The organism is Polyangium sp. y55x31 (genome assembly GCF_029946505.1).
GTDB lineage: Bacteria > Myxococcota_A > Polyangia > Polyangiales > Polyangiaceae > Polyangium.
On record NZ_JARZHG010000038.1, the window covers coordinates 1 to 21,151 of the forward strand.

At 67.6% G+C, this 21,151-nt stretch carries 5 protein-coding genes and 1 pseudogene; 3 read left to right on the top strand and 3 right to left on the bottom strand.

Translation table 11 applies throughout. From position 1 onward, the window contains the following. A pseudogene (locus QHF84_RS40300) lies at nt 1–2,742 on the bottom strand (hypothetical protein); the annotation flags it as partial. Between the two features lie 348 nt (nt 2,743–3,090). Here QHF84_RS40300 and aspS point away from each other — a divergent pair. Next, the gene (gene aspS / locus QHF84_RS40305; RefSeq protein WP_281318892.1) at nt 3,091–4,896 is read left to right on the top strand and encodes an aspartate--tRNA ligase; all 1,806 of its coding nucleotides are present in this window, start codon (nt 3,091–3,093) and stop codon (nt 4,894–4,896) included. Nucleotides 4,897–5,235: 339 nt separating this feature from the next. Here the strand turns inward: aspS and QHF84_RS40310 are convergent, their stop codons facing one another. After that, on the bottom strand, nt 5,236–11,274 hold the full coding sequence (locus QHF84_RS40310) for an AAA family ATPase (RefSeq protein WP_281318893.1): 6,039 nt from the start codon (nt 11,272–11,274) through the stop codon (nt 5,236–5,238). A 233-nt stretch (nt 11,275–11,507) separates the two neighbouring features. Between QHF84_RS40310 and QHF84_RS40315 the strand changes: the two genes are divergently transcribed. Then, a complete protein-coding gene (locus QHF84_RS40315) occupies nt 11,508–12,497 on the top strand; it encodes a response regulator (RefSeq protein ID WP_281318894.1) in 990 nt (329 codons plus the stop codon). 212 nt (nt 12,498–12,709) lie between these two features. Beyond that, entirely contained in the window at nt 12,710–18,673 is a 5,964-nt protein-coding gene (locus tag QHF84_RS40320; RefSeq protein WP_281318895.1) for an AAA family ATPase, read from the top strand. 4 nt (nt 18,674–18,677) lie between these two features. On the opposite strand, the gene QHF84_RS40325 is transcribed toward QHF84_RS40320, so the two are convergent. After that, the gene (locus QHF84_RS40325; protein WP_281318896.1) at nt 18,678–20,852 is read right to left on the bottom strand and encodes a response regulator; all 2,175 of its coding nucleotides are present in this window, start codon (nt 20,850–20,852) and stop codon (nt 18,678–18,680) included. Nucleotides 20,853–21,151 lie beyond the last annotated feature (299 nt).

The window sequence follows — 21,151 nt, forward strand, 5'->3', positions numbered from 1 at the left end:
GCCACCCGCGCCTGCGCCGCCTGCGCCGCCGGCACCACCCGCGCCGCCGGCACCACCTGCGCCGCCGGCGCCGCCCGCGCCGCCCTCGCCCGTCTCGCAGGCGCCTGCCTGGCAGGTGCCGTCGGTGCAAGCCGTGCCGTCCGGCACCGTGCCGTCGGCCGGGCAATCCACGATCGCGCCGTCGCAAAGCTCCGCCAGGTCGCACTCACCCGCCGCTGCGCGGCATTCCGTGCCTGCCACGGCGAGCGCGTCGGCTGGGCAATCCACCGTTGCGCCGTCGCAGCTCTCTGCCACGTCGCAGAGGCCGATCGCCATGCGGCACACGGTGCCGGCGCTCGACAAGACGTCCGCTGGGCAATCGTCCGACGCGCCGTCGCACGTCTCCGCTGCGTCGCACGCGCCTGCCATGCCGCGGCACTCGGTGCCTGCGGCGACCTTCGCGTCCGCCGGGCAAGCGCCGTTCACGCCGTCGCAGCTCTCCGCCACGTCGCAAGCGCCCGCCGCGGCCCGGCATGCGGTGCCTGCCGGGACGAGGTTGTCGCCGGGGCAGAGTGGCGTGAACCCGTCGCAGATCTCGTCGACGTCGCACGCGCCCACGGCTGCGCGGCAAACGCTGCCGCCTGCGGCCACTGCGTCCGCCGGGCAAGCGTTGCTCGCGCCGTCGCACGTCTCCGCCGGATCGCAGCCGCCGATCGAGGCGCGGCACTCGGTGCCGGCCGCGACCTTTGCGTCCGCGGGGCAAGCAGTGCTCGTCCCGTCGCACATCTCGGCCACGTCGCACGCGCCGCCGGTCATGCGGCACTCGGTGCCGGCCGCAGAAGGCGTGCAGGTGCCCACCGCGCCCGCGAGGTTGCAGACCTGGCAATCGCTCGCCACGCCGCCGCCGCAGGCCGTGTTGCAGCAGACGCCGTCGGCGCAGAAGCCGCTCGCGCAGTCCTTTCCGATCTGGCACGCCTGCCCGTTGTCGAGCTTGTTCTGCGGCGTGAACATGTACGCGGCGCCGCTGCCTGCGGCCGCGCCGGTGTGCGCCTCGGCGCCGACGATCGCCCACGAGCCGCTCACGCCGACGGCGTAACCGAACTGATCGCCGAGTCCGGCGTCCGAGCCCGTGAGCTTCTTCTCCTGGGCCCACACGCCCGCGGTCCGCAGGAACACGTAGGCCGAGCCGGTCGACTGCGGATCGTCGTAACGCGCGCCCATGACTGCCGTGTCCCCGACGAGCGATACGGAGTAGCCGAACTGATCCCCGCCGTCGCCGTCCGCCGCGAGGATCTGCGCCTGCTGCGCCCAGACGCCCCCCGTGCGCGTGTATGCGTACACCTTGCCTTGCGAGGCCATGGCGAGCGGCGCGGCGATGAGCGCGGTGTCGCCAGCGATCGCGACGGAGTAGCCGAACCAATCGTTCGCCTTGCCGTCGGGCGGGGCGAGCTTCGCTTGTTGCGCCCAGACGCCGGCGGTCCGGAAAAACACGAACGCCGAGCCCGACGCCGTGCCATTGTCGTCATCGGCGTACGCGCCGACGACGATGGTATCGGCCGAGACCGCGACGGACGTGCCGAACTCGTCCTGCCCGGCGGCCGCTGCGCCTGCCGTGAGCTTCGCGCCCTGCTGCGCGAACGTGGTCGCGCCCTTCAGGTACACGTAGGCCGAGCCTGCGTCCACGTTGGCCCCGTTGTCGTCGAACGGCGCGCCGACCACGAGCGTCGTGCCCGAGATCGCGACGGACGAGCCGAACCTGTCGCCCGCGGCATTATCGGCCGCGACGATCTTCTGGAGCTGCGTGAAATTCGAGCCGAAGGCCGTCCGCTGGAAGACGAAGACCGCGCCGCGGCTGGCGTTGTCGATCGGGGCGCCGATCGCGATGATGTTGCCGGAGATCGCCACCGCGCGGCCGAACCGGTCGCCGGCCGTGAGCGAGGCATCGCCCGAAAGGAGCCTCTGCGCCTGCGTCCACGTGTTGTTCCCGGCGTTCCGGAGGAACACGTACACCGAGCCTGCGTCCGCGCCCTTGGCGGCGTCGTCGTCGTCCGGCGCGCCCACGACGGCCGTGTCCCCGTCGATCGCCACCGCATAACCGAACGCATCGTCCGCCGCGCCGTCGTTCGCCAGGAGCTTCTGCGACTCGGCCCATACGATGGGATCGACCACGATCGGATAGATCGCGCCCGTGTCGTCCACGTGAATGGCGAGCCGGCCCTCTTCGGCCGAGAGGAACGACGGGAGCACGCGGCCGTTCGCGTCCGTGACGTAGAGGTCGGTGTAGCGGAGGATCACCTCGCCCGCCTCGTCGCGCAGGAGCGCCGCGTCCGCCTCGGCCGTGAGCTCGGGCAGGAGCCCCTCGGCGCGCATCGAAAGCGTGACCATGCCGCCGCCCGCCTCGCGGCACGCGGGCCGCTTCGCGAGATCGAAGCCCTGCTCCAGGCCGAGCGGGCCATTCAAATACCACTCCACGACATCGCCGCGGCGATATTCGGCGCGATTGCCGCGCGCCTCGGGTGAAGCCTCGGCCGCAGGCTCGAGATCGCCGTCGCAACCCACGGCGTCGAGCGAAAACTCGAACGGGCGATCGGCCCGCGCGTCGACGGCGACCCGCACCCCCGCCGGAGAGAGCTCCGCGGAGAGGCCCTGCGCCGGATTCCGGGCGGAAATCGTGCCCTTGTCGCCACGCTCCAGCCGATACGCGGGCGAGGCGTCCTTTTGCACCGCCGCCACGTAGGCGGCGCGCAGCCCCGCGTGATCCACCGCTTCCCCTGCCGGGGGCGCCTTCGCCTGCGCCGAAAGGGAAGCGTCCCCCGATTGCGGACCTCTGTCGTCCGCCCCGCACGCTGCCGCCAGCGAGACCGGAAGAGCAAACCACCATCGCTTCGCTGCCAACATTCTTCACCCCGTATCGTGAAGGGAAAAAGCTACACTCTGGACGAGCGGCCATGTTACCAAAGCCGCCCTTGCAGAGCGACGCCTTACGGCGGGACCACGTCCGCTTCGCCTCCACGCGCGTGTCGGGGCCGCGTTGGGAAGGCCACCAAAAAGCGAACGTGCGACCTGCCTGCCCCGTTGATGTAGCGGCGTGAGCGACTATGCTGCGCCGCCATGTCGGAATTTTTGGTGGACAAGAAGCGCACGCACTCCTGCAACGCGCTGCGTACGAGCGACGTCGGCAAGGACGTCGTGCTGATGGGCTGGGTGGCGCATCGCCGGGACCACGGCGGCCGAGTGTTCATCGATCTGCGGGATCGCGAGGGCCTGACGCAGGTGGTCTTCGGCCCGGAGATCGGGAAGGAAGCGCACGAGCTCGCCAGCGAGCTGCGCTCGGAGTACTGCATCGGCATCGCCGGCAAGGTGGTGACGCGCGTCTCGTCGGGCGGGCAGCCCAATCCGAAGCTCGCGACCGGCGAGGTCGAGGTGAATGCCGAGCAGCTCCACATCTTCTCGCGCTCGGAGACGCCGCCGTTCCTCATCGAGGACGAGATCGACACGCGCGAAGAAATCCGGCTGAAGCACCGCTACCTGGACCTGCGCCGTCCCGCGCTGCAGCGAAACTTCCTGGTGCGCTCGAAGCTCTACCGCGCCGCGCGTGATTACTTCCACGGCGAAGGCTTCACCGAGCTCGAGACGCCTTTCATGGTGAAGTACACCCCCGGCGGCGCGCGAAACTTCCTCGTCCCCTCGCGCCTGAACCCGGGGAACTTCTATGCGCTCGCCGAGTCGCCGCAGATCTTCAAGCAGCTCTTCATGGTCGCGGGCTTCGAGCGATATTTCCAGATCGTGCGTTGCTTCCGCGACGAGGACCTCCGGCTCGATCGACAGCCGGAGTTCACGCAGGTCGACGTGGAGATGTCCTTCATCACGGAGGAGGACATTTACGCGACGATGGAGGGCCTCATCGCCCGCGCCTGGAAGGACGTGCTCGACGTGGAGCTGCCGCGGCCGTTCCTCCGCATGAGCTACCGCGAGGCGATGCTCAAATACGGCTCCGACAAGCCCGACCTGCGCTTCGGGCTCGAGCTCGCCGACCTGACCGACGTGCTCCGCCCGCTCGAAGGCGGCGGCGTGCCGCTCTTCAAGACCGCCCTCGAGCAGAAGGGAATCATCAAAGCGCTCCGGATCCCCGCAAAGGAGGCCGCGTCGCTGTCGCGCACGGAGGCCGACAAACTCGAAGAGTTCGTGAAGGGATTCGGCGCACGCGGCCTCGCGCGAGCGCGCGTGGGCGAAGGCGGCGAGTGGACGCAGTCGCCGCTCAGCAAGACGGTGACGCCCGAAGCGCGGGCCGCAGTGAACTCCGCGCTCGGCGCCGGCCCCGGCGATCTCCTGTTCTTCCAGTTCGGCTCGTTCAAGCTCGTGAACGCAGTGCTCGGCGGCCTGCGCCTGCACCTCGGGCACAAGCTCGGGCTCATCCCCGAAGGACAATGGCGTTTCCTCTGGGTCACCGATTTCCCGATGTTCGAGCAAGCCGAGAGCGGGCAATGGGTCGCCGCACATCACCCGTTCACGTCTCCGAAGCCGGAGCACGTGCAACACCTCGGCACCGACAACGGACGCGTGGAGGCGCGCGCCTACGACCTCGTGCTGAACGGCAACGAAATCGCAGGCGGCTCGATCCGTATCCACCAGCGCGAGGTACAAGCCAAGGTCTTCGCCGCACTCGGCCTCTCCGAGGACGATTTCCGCGCAAAGTTCGGCTTCCTCCTCGACGCATTCCGCTACGGCCCGCCCCCGCACGGCGGCATCGCCTTCGGCCTCGACCGCCTGACGATGCTCCTCTGCAACGCAGGCAGCCTGCGCGACGTCATCGCCTTCCCGAAGACGCAAAAAGGCACAGACCTCATGACGGACGCGCCCACCGGCGTCGCCCCCGAACAACTCGACGAGCTCGGCGTACAGCTCAAGAAGGTCTGAGCCCCTGGAGCCGGGGCTCTGCCCCGGACCCCGCGGGGGCTGTTCGCCCCTCGACCCGAACCAGGCACGGCCTGGACCGAGGGCGGAAAAACTGCGCGGTGCGCAGTTTTTCCGACGGGCCGGTGGCAAGACCGTGAGGGTCCGTTTCAAGCTTGAAGCGTCAGCGCTGCGGTCTTGACGGGCAGGGTCGTCGCCGGTCTTGACCTGGCCCGTTCGATGAACTGCGCATTGCGCAGTTCATCGACCCCGAGTCCAGCGCTTGCGCTGGTCCGGGTGCAGGGGCGGACAGCCCCTGCTGGGGCCTGGGGCAAAGCCCCAGCGACAGGGCGCACAGGTATCCTATGCGCTCATGCCGGACATGACCGTGCCTGCGGCATATCCATCGACGAACTCTTGCAGCTTCCGCAACTGGTATGTCCGCACGAGCCCTCGGAGCTCTTCGAGCCATGGGCCGAGTCGCGGATCGTTTTGCTCCATCCGTGCCGCTTCTGCGATCACGTTCCGGACCCGCCCCGACATCACCAGCTTCGACAAAACGGCGAGCTCCTCGCCGGACGGCGGCACCAGCGGACCTCTCTCCCGCGCCTCCGTGACCGGGACCTTCTTCTCGGCATGAATCCATTCTATGCCGAGGAAGCGCTGGAGCTTTTCGAAGAGCGCGCTTGCTTGTACGGGCTTGTGCAAGGAATCGTTCCAACCGGCGCGGGCGCTGTCTTGCCGTTCGACTCCGGATACGTTCGCCGAGTAGACCAGGATTGCGATTTCGCCGAGCTCGGGCATCTGCCGCAGGCGGCGCGTGGCTTCGTATCCGTCCATGCCTGGCATGGCCAGGTCCATCAAGACGAGCCCTGGCCTCCGCTCCAGGGCCAGCCGGAGCGCCGTTTCACCGTCTTCGGCATGAATGACCTCGAAGCCGATCGGGACCAGCAGATCGCTCACCAGGGCTCGGTTTTGCGGGTTGTCGTCCACGACGAGGATCGTGCGACGCTCGCCGCGATATCCGGTGATGGTATCCCACACGAGCGCCATGTCGGCGCTCGTGGAACCGGGCGCTTCTGCGAGCGCGAGCGTCACCGTGAATGCGCTCCCTTTGCCGAGCTCGCTCTCGACCTCGATCGTACCGCCCATATGGTCGACGATCCTCTTCGTGATGGCGAGGCCGAGCCCTGTGCCGGCGCCTTTTGCCTTGTGATCGCCGACCTGCTCGAAGGGATCGAAGATACGCGAGAGGTGCTCCGAGGCGATCCCGGGGCCCGTATCGTCGACCCGGAACCGAAACGTGATCCCTTTCGCGGGGTCGCGTGAAAGCTCGTCGATGACGAGGCTCACGCTTCCTCGCTCGGTGAATTTGATGGCGTTGCTCACGAGGTTCAAGAGCACCTGCGTCAGGCGTTTTTCGTCGCCGTAGACCGCGGACCTCGTGCCCGCGCGTATCGATTGCGTGAAGGTGATGCCCTTCTGGACCGCGCGCACGCGACATAGATCCACCACGGTGCGCACCGTGGCGTCGAGGTCGAACCTCTTTGGAACGAGCTCCATCTTGCCGGCCTCGATTTTCGCGAGATCGAGCAGGTCTTCCAGCAAGGAAAGGAGGTGCTCGCCCGATTTGTGGATGGTTTGCACCCCATCACGGCTCTTCGGGGAGAGCTCGGGCGCGCGCGCGAGGACCTGGGCGTAGCCGAGAATGCCGTTGAGCGGCGTGCGCAGCTCGTGGCTCATGCTCGAGAGGAAATCGCTCTTTGCCCGGTTCGCTCGATCGGCCGCCTCCTTGGCGATCCGAAGCTCGGCCGTGCGCTCCTTGATCTTGGCCTCCAGGTCCCGGTACAGCATCGCGTTTTCGACGGCAATGGCCGCCTGCGAGGCCAGCACCGACAAGAACTCCACGCGCGCGGGAGGGAACGCCGACGCCACGTCGCGGTGCTCGAGGTACAGCACGCCCACGAGATGGCCTCTGTGTGTCAATGGCAGAGCCAAGAGCGCGAGCACCGCATGTGATGCGAGATAGGGGTCGCCGGCGAAACGCGCCTCGTTCCTGGCATCACCCGCCACCACGGGTTCGCCCGTGCGGGCCGCATACTGCACCACGGTCGTCGGTACGTCGTTGCTTTGCCCGAGCAGCTCCGATAGCCCCGTCTCGATGCGAGCCCCCTCCACCGATAGCCGCGCCACGACGGAGAGCGCTTCCCCTTGACTGAGCACGAGGGCGCCGCGTTGCGCTCCGGCATTCTCGAGGAGGAGCCCCATCAGCCGGCCCACCACGCGCTCCGGGTCGAGCTCGCTCGAAAGGGCCTGCGCCGCGCGCACCGCCGTGTTCACGTCGAAATTCGCGCCCGCGGAGGCGCCCGTGGTCGTCGTGATCGCCGTCGTCAGGGTCGCGCGCTCGGCGGCCGACGCTTGCACGGTCGCCTTGAGCAATGCGGGGTATTTCGCGCCCAGATGAGCGACCACGTTGTTTGCGCCCCAACGCGCGTAGGCATCACGCGCCTCGCGCAGGTACAGGGCGCCGATATGGCTCTTGCCTGTTTGCAGGCGGAACTCGGCGGCGAGCTGGGTCGAAAGAGCCTCGATGTGCAGGAAGCGGTGCTCGCGCGAGAGCTCGATGGCCTCGTCGTATCTGGCCGCCGCCTCCTCGGTCTTGCCGAGGACGCGGGCGTATTCGGCCTCGACGAGGCGCAGCTTGTGGAGGAAGTTCGACGGGCAGCCCTCCGCGAAATATCGCAGTCGCTCGAGGCCGTGCTCGAGATGCTCCCGCAGCCGCGCCTGCTCCTCGGCGCCGGCGGTGTCGTGCAAGCGCTTCGCCGCCGAAAGCGCGAGGAAGAGCGGGATGTCCGTCACCGGCGGCATGCCGAGGATGTCGGCTCGGAATTGATCTGCCTCCCGCGCCCGCGACAGCGCGCGCTCCCACCTGCCCGTGACGCAGAACAGATAGGCTTCCAAGGTACGAGCGAGCCCTCCCGTGAAACCGTCCCCGTCCGCCAAGAGGGAGCGCGAACCTCGCGACAAAGGCTCGTCCTCGAGGAGCTTCGGGGCGCCCTCGGGCGTCATCAGCACCTCGCAATAAGATGCGACCGCCTCGTAGTGGTGCCTTCCCACGGCGTCGCCTGAGCGCTGCACGAGATCCCAGCGAGCCTTGACCTGCGCGTGGACCTCTGCGAGCGGCAGGCCACGCCAGGCGCGGTAATAAAACAGCTCGGCCAGGAGGCCCCAGCTCGTGCCCTGGAACGAGCCGATCTTCAAGCCGGTCGTGATGGCCTGTTCGTAGAGGGCAGCCGTCTCGTCGACAGGTCTGGAATAGACCATGTAAATGCCATGCAGCACCAGGCACTCGGGGAGCATTGCGGACCCCACGCGCGTTGCGGCGCGTACCCCGGGCTCGACCCAGCGCAAGACGCGGCGATACATGCCCGTCGCCACCGACCACACATTGGCGAAGCTGCAAAGCATGAGGGTCGCAGCCGGCGTGAGGGCCCCCCGTCGCACCGCCTCGGAGACCAGGCGAACGATGATGAGCGTGTAAAGCATCGGCCGGCCGCCGTAGATCGAACAGAGCTGCGCCTGCGTCATCAGCGCGTCGATGAGCCGGTACTCCTGGGACCGCTCGGGCGGCATTCGATCGAATGCACCGAGATCCTGCTCCAGCCATCGATCCAGCGCGGCGGACTCCTCGACGAGCGCCGGCTGACACGCCTCGTCCGTGGCGGGGAAGGTAAAACCCCGCTCCGCGAGCGCCGCGATGCCGAGCTCGATTCCCCGCGCATACCGGCCCGTCGCCAGGCAGCAGCGGACGCGGATCTCCTGCGCCGAAAGCCAAGGCACCACCGAAAGAGGCCTCGCGAGCAAATCGAGGGCCCGTGCTTCGACGTCGTCGAATTCGCGCAAGAGATAAGCGGCTTCCAGGCGCTCCAGCGCAATCTCCACCGACAGCGCTTGCTCTTCCTCGAAGGCTCGCTCGCCGAGGAGCGCCTTTGCGCTGTCCAGCAGGCTGGCCATCAATCGGTACGAGCTCGCCGCCTTTGCGACGCGAGCGGCCTCCAGGTTCACCCGCGCGACGTCATTGCGCTCCGCAACGGACGAGATCCGCGCCGAGCCCTGGTTCATGTGCCGCACGAGCTCCAGCAGTTGTTGTGCCGTGCCGCCTTCGGCTCGATATCGCGCCCAGAGCCGCCGGCCGATCTCGAGGTGCGCGAGGACGCGCTGCTCCGGCGAGATCCGCTCGTAGCTCGCCTGTTGCACGCGGTCGTGCAAGAACCGGTACGAAGCGTCCAGCGCTCCCTCGCCGACCGCTCCGAGCGCCTGCGCGGGGCGATACGCCCCATCGACCGGCACGACCAGCTCCTCTTGCAGCGCCGGCCACAATGCCCCCGTCACCCGGGCGCGCTCCCATCCGCTCAATCGCTCCAGATCCTGGAGATGGAACGTATGCCCTGCGCACGCCGCGAGCCCCAGGAGCTGCTGCGTGGCGTCCGGCATGTCTCGCACCTTGTCCGTCAGGAGCGCCACCACGTTATCGGTGACCTGCGCCCGCTCCAGATCGGCTTGATTCCAGCGCCATTCTCCGCTCTCCGGGTCCCTCACCACGTGCTTCTGCCGGTGCAGGGAGAGCAGCAATTGCTCCAGGAAAAACGGATTTCCGCGCGTCTTTTGCCATTGCACACGTGAAAGCGGCGCCACGCGGCTCGGCTCGCTCTCGAGCGTCCGTGAAAGCCATTTTTGCACCTGCTCTTCCGACAGGGGGCCCACCGTCAGCCGCGAAACCTTGGCTTCGCTCGCCTCCGTGGCCTCCACGAGCTTCCACAACGGATGCTCGGGCGGCGTCTCGTTGTCACGGTAGGCTGCGATCACCAGGAGCGATTTGCGCTCCACGTCCGTCAGCAGCGTCTGCAGGATGATCAACGTGGCGCTGTCGGCCCACTGCATGTCGTCCAGGAACATCACCAGCGGCGGGTTTGGCGCCGTGACGGCTCGAACGAAATTCAGCCACGTCAGCTTCTGCCGATTGAGCACCTGCTCGCCTTCCACCGGCGGCACGGGCGGCAGTTTGCCCATGACGAGGTCGAGCTCCGGCACCACGTCCGCAATCAGCCGCGCGTTGTCTCCGACCTCGTCCCGGATCCGAGTTCGCCAGCTCTCGAGGACCGCCTTCGGGCTCGAGAGCCATTGACGCATCAGCCCCCCGAATGCTTGGGCCATCGCTGCGTACGGCGTCGACCGCGCGAGCTGGTCGTGTTTGCCTGCAATCAAGAGGCCGCGCCCGGCCTTCGCGATGTCGTGATAGACCGTGCGCACCAGCGCCGTTTTCCCAATGCCCGAGGGCCCGCCGACGAGCAGAAGCTCCGCCGCGCCCCGCGCAGCGCGGGCAAACGACTCCCCTACCCGCTCGACGTCTTGCTCCCGCCCCACGAGCACCTGCGGCAACCTGAGCTTCCGTGAGAAGTCCTTCTTTCCAAGCGGGAAGGGCTCCACCGTGCCGCGCTCGTCCCATTGCCGGAGCGCCTCCTCCAGGTCCTCCGCCACGCCTTTGGCTGTCTGGTACCGCCGGTCGGGATCCTTCGTCAGGAGCTTCGATACGATCGCCGCCACGGCGCTCGGCACCTCCGGCGCGACCGTATCGAGCGCAGGCGGGGCCTTGGCCAGGTGCGCGTGCACCAAGGAAAGCGGATCCCGCTCCGTGAAGGGCCGCCGCCCCGATAACACCTCGAAGAGCGTCACGCCCAGTGAATAAAGATCCGTGCGTGTATCGAGCGCACGCGCCGTGCGCCCCGTCTGCTCCGGCGAGATGTATGCCAGGGTCCCGTCGAGCGCTTCGGGAATGCTCGCCTCCGTCGCCTCCTGGGACAGGAGCGAGGCGATGCCGAAATCGAGCAGGGTGATCTGCTCGCACGTATCATCCACGAGCACGTTTTGCGGCTTGACGTCCTTGTGCATCACACCGGCGGCATGCACGCCTTCGAGCACCCGAGCGAGGCGCCGCCCGAACCGCAGCCCGGCCGCCACCGGCAAACGACCCTGCTTGGCGAGCACCTTATCGACCGAGCGATATCCAGGGTCTTCGAGCACCAGCGCCACGGTGCCGTCCCGCTGCTCGAACGCATGCACGCGCGCCACGCCGGGCACGGCCGCGAGCTGCCGAAGCACTTGATGCTCATGGACGAGTCGCCCCATGACGCGGGGGCTCGGCATCTCGGCCAGCGGAACCTTGATCGCCACCTTCGCGCCCGAGGCGAGGTGCGATGCGCGATAGACGCGGGTCTCGCTTCCCTCGTAAGCGACGTCCCCCAAGCCATACTCCGTCAAATCCATCCGCGAACCCCTCCCGTGCGTCTCGTAGAGATGCACGATCCCGATCTGCACCCAACTAACCTCGGCGAGGCGGCGCACGTCAATGCAATTTTGAACGACGCGAGAATTGGTCGTGTCGAGCCAAACCGCGCGAGCACACAATCGAAGCTCACCGCCCCTGCATCGTGTACAAGCGAAATCACATCCACGCCGGAAAGGCCCACTTTTGCAGACTCGCCGCCATGCGTTTCCAGGAGCGTCGTCACATGTTTGACGCTTTACTGTCGTGGCGCTTCTTGATACGGTCCGCCGGAAACTCTTCGGGGGCTGGGATGGACGCTCTGACGCAATACAATGGACTCGTGGTCGCGGTCGACGACAATCCCGTCAACCTCGACACGCTGCTCGAAGCATTGTCGGGCGAGCGTCTGGACCTCGCCGTCGCCACCGATGGCAACATGGCGATGCGCCTGATCGAGCGCGAGCAGCCTGATCTCGTTCTCCTCGACGTCATGTTGCCGGACATCGACGGCTTCGAGGTGTGCAGGCGGCTGAAGGCCAATCCGCAAACCGCCGACACCCAGATCGTCTTCATGACCTCCTTGAGCAATCGGGAGCATCGATTGCAGGGGCTGCATGCGGGCGCCGTGGATTACATAAGCAAGCCCTTCGATTCCGAGGAGCTCTTGGCGCGCATACGCCCGCACATCGCCGTCCGGCGCATGACGCGGGCGCTGCAGGAAAAAAATACGAGCCTGGAGGCGGAAATCCGGCAGCGCGCCGCCGCCGAGGCCGCGCGCGAGGCGCTGCTCCTCGAGCTCATGGCCCGCACCGACGAGCTGCGTGACGCCAAGGATCGGCTCGAGCGCGAGCTCGTCGAGAAAGGCCGCGTGAATGCGGAGAGGACCGCGCTGCACGAGCAGATCATCGCCGCGCAGCGCACCCGGCTCCTCGAGCTCTCCACGCCGCTCATTCCGATCACGGATCGCATCCTGGTCATGCCGCTCATCGGTACGATGGACGCCGACCGGGCCGAGCAGGCCATCGAGGCGATGCTCCAGGGCGCCAGCAGCCGATCCGCCGATTTCGTCATTCTCGACATCACGGGCCTCAAGCGCGTGGACGAGAACGTCGCCAGCATGCTCCTCGCCGCTGCCAGCGGCCTCAGGCTCCTCGGGACGCGCACGGTGATCACCGGGATACGCGCGGAGGTGGCCCGGACGCTCGTCCATGGCAACGCATCCCTGCAAGGTATCGTCACGAAGGCGACGCTCCAGGATGGCATTGCGGTCGCAATGCGGGCCGCCCGCCATCGCGAATGAGGCATCTTCCCGCGTCCGTCCCCGGAGCACGTCGGCGGCGGCGCGTGCAGCCCCCGGTCGCCGGGAAGCGTAGGGACGACCACGGCTTCGTCGCGCCAAGGTTGCCCTGAAGATCAAAATTCCCCAGAGACCGATGGTCGCATTTCGCCCCGCTCGATCTAGGATCGATGTGCTCGGACGGCGCGCCCCCGGAAAGGACGCGAGGGAAAACGATGGACCTGCGGGAGTACACGCTGGGAGAGGTCGTCTACGACGGCAGCGAAACACGGGTATGGCGCGCGGTCCATGTCCCCTCGGGAGCGCACGTGGCAATCAAGAGCCCGGTGGCCGGGGTGCCCAGTCCGCGCGTGATGGGGCGGCTGATCCACGAGCACCAGGCGCTCATCCAGCTCGCGGACGTGCCCGGGGTGGCGCGCGCACGGACGCTTTTGCAGCAGGGCGGCACGACGGCGCTGGTGCTGGAGGATCCTGGGCTCGACTCGCTCGATCGCCTGCTCGCCAAGCAGGGGCGCTTGCCGATCGGGTCCGCGCTGCGGCTCGGCCGGCGCCTGTCGCGGGTGCTCGAGGGCGTGCATGCCGCCGGCGTGATGCACAAGGACATCAAGCCGCAAAACGTGCTGGTCGACGAGGCGTGTGAGAGGGTCACGCTGCTCGATTTCGGCATCGCCTCGCTCCTGTCCCAGGAGGCGACCGAGGCGAGCATTCCCGAGGCGCTGGAGGGGACGCTGGTTTATATTTCCCCGGAGCAGACGGGGCGCACGGCACGCGCGCTCGATACGCGCACGGATCTTTATTCACTGGGCGTGACGCTCTTCGAGGTGATGTCAGGGCGGCTGCCCTTCACGGAGCGCGATCCGCTTTCGCTGGTGCACGCGCACCTGGCCAAGGACCCGCCTCCGCTCGATTCCGTCGCCCCGGACGTGCCCAGGGCCGTGGCGGCCATCGTGGCGAAGCTCCTGGCCAAGGATCCCGAGCGCCGCTACCAGACGGCCCGCGGCGTGGCGGAGGACCTGGAGGAGGCGCTCCGGCAATGGGACGAGCGGGGCACGGTGGAGCCCTTCCCGCTGGGAAAGAAGGACTTTTCGCGCAAGCTGCGATTGCCGCAGGCGCTCGTGGGGCGGGAGCGCGACGTCGAGCGGGTGGGCGAGTCCTTTGCGCGCGCCGCGCAGGGCATGACGGAGCTTTTGCTCGTCGGCGGTCCCTCGGGCATCGGCAAAACGGCGCTGGTGCGAACGGTTTACAGGGACATCGCGCAGGCGGGGCGTGGGCTCTTGATCGCGGGCAAGCACGATCAGCTCGCACGGTCGACGCCCTACGCGGCGCTTTCGCAAGCGTTCGGGGCGCTGATGCGTCAATGGCTCTCGAGCCCGGAGGCGGTGCTCGAGGCCTGGCGGGAGCGAATTCGGCGCGAGGTCGGGGACAACGCGCGTCTGATTGCGGACGTGGTGCCGGAGCTCGACCTCGTCATGGGCAAACTGCCGCCCGTGCCGCCGGTGGAAGGCGAGCAGGTGCTCAATCGGCAGAAGCTGACGTGGCTGAACTTCGTTCGAGCCGTCACGGCGCCAAACCCGCCGCTCGTGATGTTCCTGGACGACATGCAATGGGCCGACAGCGCCACGTTGATCATCCTGCAGACGCTGCTGACGGACGTGGAGCGCAAATCGCTGCTCGTGATCGCGGCGTACCGCGACAACGAGACGCCGCCCGAGCACCCGCTGTGGAAGCTCGTGGAGGCGGTGGAAAAGAGCGAGGCCAAGGTTTCTCGAATGACGGTGGGCCCCCTGTCGGGAGAGCAGGTGCAAAAGTGGCTCTCGCGAACGCTGGAGAGCGAGCCCGCGCGGGTTTTGCCGCTCTCGCGCGTGCTTTCGCACAAGACCCGCGGAAACCCGTTTTTCCTGGAACAGCTCCTGCTCTCCCTGCACCGGCAGAAGCAGGTGGTGAGGGACCCGGAGAGCGGGGCGTGGCGCTGGGAGCAATCGTCGCTGGAGAGGGCGGGCGTCACCGATAACGTGGTGGCGCTCCTGACGGACAAGGTGCGCGAGATGCCCGAGCCGACGCAAAAGCTTCTGGGGCTCGCGGCCTGCGCAGGGCATACGTTCCATCTCCAGGATCTGGAGCGATTGAGCGGATGGGAGCGCGCCCGGGTGACGGGGGCATTGTGGCCGGCGCTGGATGCGGAGCTGGTGGTGCCGGTCGACGGCGCTTACCGCCCCGCGCAGGCGCTCGGCGGCATTGGCGATGTGGCTCTGGACGCGGCATACCGGTTCCTGCACGACCGCGTGCAGCAGGCGAGCTACGAGCGGATCTCGCCGGAGCAGCGCATCCTCGCGCACCTCGAGATCGGCCGGCGGCTCCGGGCGCGTCATCGTGCCGAGGGGGGTACGGCCCAGCAATTCCTGGAGCTCGTGCGGCACCTGAATCTGGGCTCGGCGCGGCTCGAATCGGCGGAGGAGCGCAAGGAGCTCGCGCGGCTGAACCTCGAGGCCGCGCGCACCGCGAAGGCCGCGAGCTCGCACCGATTGATGGCCAACCTGCTGGACAACGCGCAGGCGCTCCTCGGCGAGCGGGCCTGGGAGGAGGAGCGCGAGTTATCGGCGGAGATCGGGCTGGAGCGGCTGGAGGCCGCTTATCTCTTGCGGGAGTTCGACGACGTCGAGGCGCGGGCGCTCGCGTTGCTGGACAGGTCTCTGCCGGAGGTGGCGTGGCTCTCGGCGCAGGAAATCCGCACGCGCTGCTGCGTCGCCACGGGTCAGTACGCGCGGGGGATCGGCCTCGGGATAGCCGCGCTCGCGAAGCAGGGCATCACGTTCCCCGACACGGACGACGCGTGTCAGGCCGCGCTCCTGCAAGAGTCCACCGAGCTGGATCAATGGCTCGAACACCACCCGGACGGGTTCGATCGAATGCAGATCGATCCGTCTCTGGAGCACCGGCTCATCGATGCCCTGATGACGCAGGCGCAGCTCTGCACGATCTACGGCGGCCGGCCGATGTTGTATTCGCTCATCATCGCCCGCATCGTGTCCGAGGCGATACGGCGGGACGCGCTCACGCCGGCGGCCACCTTCATGATCTGCAGCTTTGCCAACGTGTGGTCGGTGGCGACGGGCATGTATCGCCGTGTCATGCGCTGGCTCACGCCCGGGGTGCGCGCCGCGGAGCGCGTGGGTTCCCCGATGCTCCCCGAGTGCATCGCACTCAAGGGAATTTACCTGGTCCACTCGAGGCCCATCGATGAAGCGTCCCCGGTTTACGAGCAAGGCATCGCAGCCGGCTTGAAGATCGGGTCGTTTCAAGGCACGAGCTGGGGGCTCCTGGCCGAGCTGTTTTATTACCGCGTTTGGCGCGGCCTACCGCTCACGGAGGTCCACGCGCAGCTCAAGGCTCGCTGGGATCTCGTGCAGCGCGCGGGAGACGCCGTGGGAAGGCACCATTTCGAGGCGGTCGCGTCCTATTGCGAGGTGTTGATGACGCCCGAGGGCGCCCCGAAACTCCTCGAGGACGAGCCCTTGTCGCGCGGTTCGCGCTCCCTCCTCGGGGACGGGGACGGTTTCACGGGAGGGCTCGCTCGTACCTTGGAAGCCTATCTGTTCTGCGTCACCGGCAGGTGGGAGCGCGCGCTCTCGCGGGCGCGGGAGGCAGATCAATTCCGCGCCGACATCCTCGGTATGCCGCCGGTGACGGACATCCCGCTCTTTCTCGCGCTCGCATCTGCAAAATGCTGGCATGTCGCCGCCGGCACCGAGGAGCGGGCGCGGCTGCGGGAGCACATCGAGGACAGCCTCGCGCGATTGCGCTACTTCACCGAAGGCTGCGAAGAAAACTTCCTCCACAAGCTGCGCCTCGTCGAGGCCGAATACGCCCGCGTCCTCGGCAAGACCGAGGAGGCAGCGGCCAAATACGACGAGGCCATCGAGCTCGCCCGCGAGCACCGCTTCCTGCACATCGAGGCTTTGGCAGCCCAGCTCGCCGCCGAGTTTCGCCTGGCCATGGGCAAGAGCCACATCGGGGCGATGTACCTGCGCGAGGCGCGTGATGCCTACGCGCGCTGGGGCGCTTATGCCGTGGTCGCCCACCTGGGCGCGAGATATCCCGCCGTGCTCAAGGTCTCCATGCACGAGCCTTCCCCCGAGCGAACGACCGTGACGGCGACGACCACGACCACGGGTGGATCCACGGACGCGAATTTCGACGTGAAAACCGCGGTGCGCGCGGCGCAGGCCCTTTCGAGCGAGCTCGACCCGGAGCGTGTGGTGGGCCGGCTGATGGAGCTCACGCTGGAGAACGCGGGGGCGCAGCGCGGCGCCCTGGTGCTCAGCGACGGGGAAGCGCTCTCCGTCGTCGCGCGGCTCTCGGTGAAGGGTCCCCGCATCGAGACGGGTCTGTCCGAGCCTCTCAGGCAGAGTCAGGACGTGCCGATGGCGGTGGTGAAATATGCGGCCCGCACGGGCGAGCCGGTGGTGACGGGCGACGCGAGGTCCGAGGCGCGCTTCGCCGCCGACCCGTACCTCGCATCACACGCGGTCCTCTCGCTGCTCGCGCTGCCCTTGACGCATCGGGGCCACGTGGTGGGCGTGCTCTACCTCGAGCACCGCGACGTGCCGTCGGCATTCCCTCCGGCGCGCGTGGAGCTCTTGTCGGTGCTCGCCTCGCAGGCGGCGATCGCCGTCGAGAATGCCATGTTGTACCGGGACCTCGAGGTCAAGATCCAGGAGCGCACGGCTCAGCTCCAGATCGCCAAGGAGGCGGCCGACCGCGCCAATCGGGCGAAGAGCGATTTCCTCTCGAGCATGAGCCACGAGCTACGCACGCCGCTCAATGGCATCCTGGGGTATGCGCAGTTCCTCATGCGAGCGCCCGAGCTCTCGCCGAAGAGCCGCGAAGGGGTGCGTATCGTGAAGAAATCGGGCGAGCACCTGCTTTCGCTGCTCAATGACCTCCTCGACCTGGCGAAAATCGAGGCCGGCAAGATGGAGCTCGTCCCGCTGAGGTTCGACTTTTCCTCCTTCGTGCATACCATCGTGGACCTCTGCCGTGTGCGCGCCGAACAGAGGGGCATCACCTTCACCCACGAGGTGCGCGGCCCGGCGCTCGCCGCCGTGAACGCCGACGAAAAGCGATTGACGCAGGTGCTCCTGAACCTGCTCGGCAACGCCATCAAGTTCACCGAGCGCGGCGCGGTCACCTTGCTCGTCGACGTGCTCGGCGACGGCGGAGGTGGTCGGCGCGAGGTTCGCTTCCGGATCGAGGACACGGGCCCCGGCATCGCCCCGGAGCACCTCGCGCGTATCTTCGAGCCCTTCGAGCAGGTGGGAGACCAGAGGGTGAAGAGCGAGGGGACCGGGCTCGGCCTCGCCATCACGAAGAGGCTCATCGAGCAGATGGGCGGAACCATCCATGTCGAGAGCGAGCTCGGCAAAGGGAGCGCATTCACGGTGACGCTCACGCTCGCCGAGGCGCTCCCATTCGCGGCCGCCGACGAATCCCCGGGGTGGGAAACGATCACCGGGTATCGCGGCGAGCGCCGCAAGATCCTCGTCGTGGACGACAACCCCAGAAACCGCGCGTTGTTCTGCGATTTGCTGGTCCCCATCGGCTTCGATGTCGTCCAGGCCGACGGCGGCGAATCCGCGCTGCGGCTGGCCCTCGAGCACAGGCCGGCGCTGATCCTGATGGACCTCACCATGCCAGGCCTGGACGGTTATGAGACCACGCGCCGTTTGCGGCAGATGCGCGAGCTCGACGGGGTGGTGATCCTGGCATCGTCTGCGAACGTCGCCGCCGCCGAACAGCCGAAAGGAGTTCAGGCAGGCTGGGACGATTTCTTGCCCAAACCCGTGCAGGCCAGTGTGCTCTTCGAAAAGATCGCGCGTTACCTGGGCGTGGAATGGACGCATGAGCCGGTGAAATCCGCGGCCTCCGTGGCGGTGGAGGCGGACGGCGCGCTGGCGCCGCCCTCGGCCGAGCAGCTATCGCTGCTATCGCGGCTGGTGGCGTCGGGCCGTATCCGGAACGTGCTGGCGGAGGCGGAGCGAATGCAGCAAAACGAGCCGCGACTCGGCCCCTGGCTCAAGCAATTCCAGTCGCTGGCGCTGACCTACCAGATACGAAAGCTACAGGAGTTCGTCGAGGCGTATGCCGCGGCGGGCCAGCCGGTGGCCAACGAGAACACCTGATCCGCTACACGGACCGGATGCGGCCATCCGGGCTCGTCTCGGCCGCGGCATGGTATCGCCCGGCCAAACTCGCCACGTGCGCCACCAGCTCCGACGGCTTCACTGGCTTGGCCAGGTGCATCTGATATCCGGCCAAGAGCGCCCGCGCGCGGTCCTCGGCGCGCGCGAATGCGGTCAACGCCAGCGCCGGCACGCTCCCCCCACGCTCCTGCGGCAACTGCCGTACCTTCTGGATCAGCTCATACCCGCCCTCTTGCGGCATGCCGATGTCGCTCACGAGGACCGTCGGCTGGACGCGATCGAGCTCCGCCAGAGCCTCCACGACCGAACCCGCCGTCCGCACCTCCGCATGGCACTCCACCAGGATCCGCAGGAGCAACTCTCGCGTATCCGGCTCGTCGTCCACCACGAGCACCCGCACCCCCGTCAAACTCAAAAGCTCCCCGCCGCGGTGCCACAAGGGCCGGCGCTGCGGCATCGAGGGCGGCCTTTCTCCGGCCAAACCCTTGGCATGCTTGGCATCCAGCGGCAGCTTCACCGTGAAGCACGCCCCCTGGCCCTTTCCACGGCTCGCCGCCTCCACCGTCCCCCCGTGCAGCTCCACCAGGTGCTGCACGATCGAAAGACCCAAACCGAGCCCGCCGTGCTCGCGCGTGGTCGAAGCGTCTGCTTGCCGGAACTGCTCGAATACGTGCGGCAAAAACGCCGAATCGATGCCGATGCCCGTATCGCTCACCGCGAGACGCGCGTACGAGCCCTCGCGACGCAGCGATACCTCGACCTGCCCGCCCTGCGGCGTGAACTTGATCGAATTGCTGAGCAGGTTCCACACGATCTGCTGGAGGCGATTCGGGTCCCCGAGGACCGGTTCCCCGGCCGACGCGACGCTGAGCTCGAGGCGAATCCCCTTCGTCTTCGCCGCCGGCTCCGCCGATTCCAGCAACGTTTCGAGCATCTCGGCCAGATCGACCGACTCCGTCTCGAGGCTCAGTCGCCCGCTGATGATACGCGACATGTCCAGGAGGTCGTCGATGAGCTTGGCTTGTGTCCGCGCGTTCCGCTCGATCGTCCCGAGCCCCCGGCGCAGGATCTCGTCCGAGGGACCACGGGTGAGGAGCAATTGCGACCAGCCGAGGATCGCGGTGAGCGGCGTCCGTAGCTCGTGGCTCAAGAGCGCCAGGAACTCATCCTTCAGCCGCCCGGTACGCTCGAGCTCGGCCCGCGCCGCTTGTTCGCGCGAGAGCAGCCTCTCCCGCTCCGCCGCCGTCCGCGTCCGCTCGCTGATGTCCGTGGAAATCCCGCAAATCGCATACGCCCTACCCGACTCGTCGAACAGCGGGCATTTGATCGAGATATACGTGTGGATCCCGTCGTCCTGAGGCACCCACTCTTCCTTTTCCAGCGGCCTCCCGGCCTCCGCCACCTGCCGGTCGAATGCGCGCAATGCGTCGGCGCACTCCACGGGGAACAAGTCATAGTCGGTCTTGCCGACGAGCGACCGCGCGGACACATGAAATAATTCTTCGAAGCGGCGGTTGACCATCAAATAGCGGCCATCGATGTCCTTGACGAAGAGGACCGCCGTGGAATTGTCGGCGATGGCCCGAAGCAGATGCTGGCTCTCGCGCAGAGCCTCTTCCGCGCGCCGGCGCTCGGCGTTCTCCGCTTTGAGAGCCGCGTTCGAGCTCGCAAGCTCCGCCGTGCGCTCTCGCACCCGTTGTTCCAGCTCCTGATGGGCGCGCTGCAACTGCGCGTTCTTCGCTTCCAGCTCCTTCTGTGCCTCGCGCAAGCTGAGGTGCGTCTTGATCCGCGCGAGCACCTCATCAATCTCGAATGGTTTGGTGATGTAATCGACGCCCCCCGCCTCGAACCCCACGAGCTTGTTCGCCGCTTCGCCGAGGCAGGTCATGAAGATCACGGGGATGTCGCGGGTGCTCTCCGCCGCTTTCAGGCGCCGGCACGTCTCGAAGCCGTCGATCCCAGGCATCACGACGTCCAGCAGGATCAGGTCGGGCTTCATGAGGCTCGCCCGCTTCAACGCATCCTCCGCGTCCTGAGCGACGAGCGCCTGGTGGCCCGCGGATTCCAGATGATCCACGAGCACGGCCAGGTTGATGGGCATGTCATCCACGATGAGGATCGTGCCCTCGCGAGCACCGGGCGCGGAGGATCGGCTCATGGTCGTCGACCGCCCCAGGCGCGCCGCGCGCCGCCCCCCGGCATCACCTTCCACGCGAACCGCTGGGCCAGCCGGCCCGAAAAAGGCCAACCCCGCCCGTTCGCCTCACCAAGGCGCCCCCCGGCCGGTATCCCGCCTGTCGAAAAGCGAGGCTCGCTCGTACGCAACACCCGCTGTTTCTGCTGCGCCCGGGAGCCCATTAGGAACCTCGCTATCCAACTGCTCGATCCTGGGCTCTTCGCGAGGCGGCGTCAATCCAAACCGTGGTCCCTCGCAGTCAGGAGCGCTCGTCTGGCCGG

Bases quoted from the DNA above. Each gene is read 5' to 3' on its own strand.
- aspS (WP_281318892.1), top strand. From the start codon at position 3,091: ATGTCGGAATTTTTGGTGGACAAGAAGCGCACGCACTCCTGCAACGCG.
- QHF84_RS40315 (WP_281318894.1), top strand. From the start codon at position 11,508: ATGGACGCTCTGACGCAATACAATGGACTCGTGGTCGCGGTCGACGAC.
- QHF84_RS40320 (WP_281318895.1), top strand. From the start codon at position 12,710: ATGGACCTGCGGGAGTACACGCTGGGAGAGGTCGTCTACGACGGCAGC.
- QHF84_RS40325 (WP_281318896.1), bottom strand. From the start codon at position 20,852: ATGAGCCGATCCTCCGCGCCCGGTGCTCGCGAGGGCACGATCCTCATC.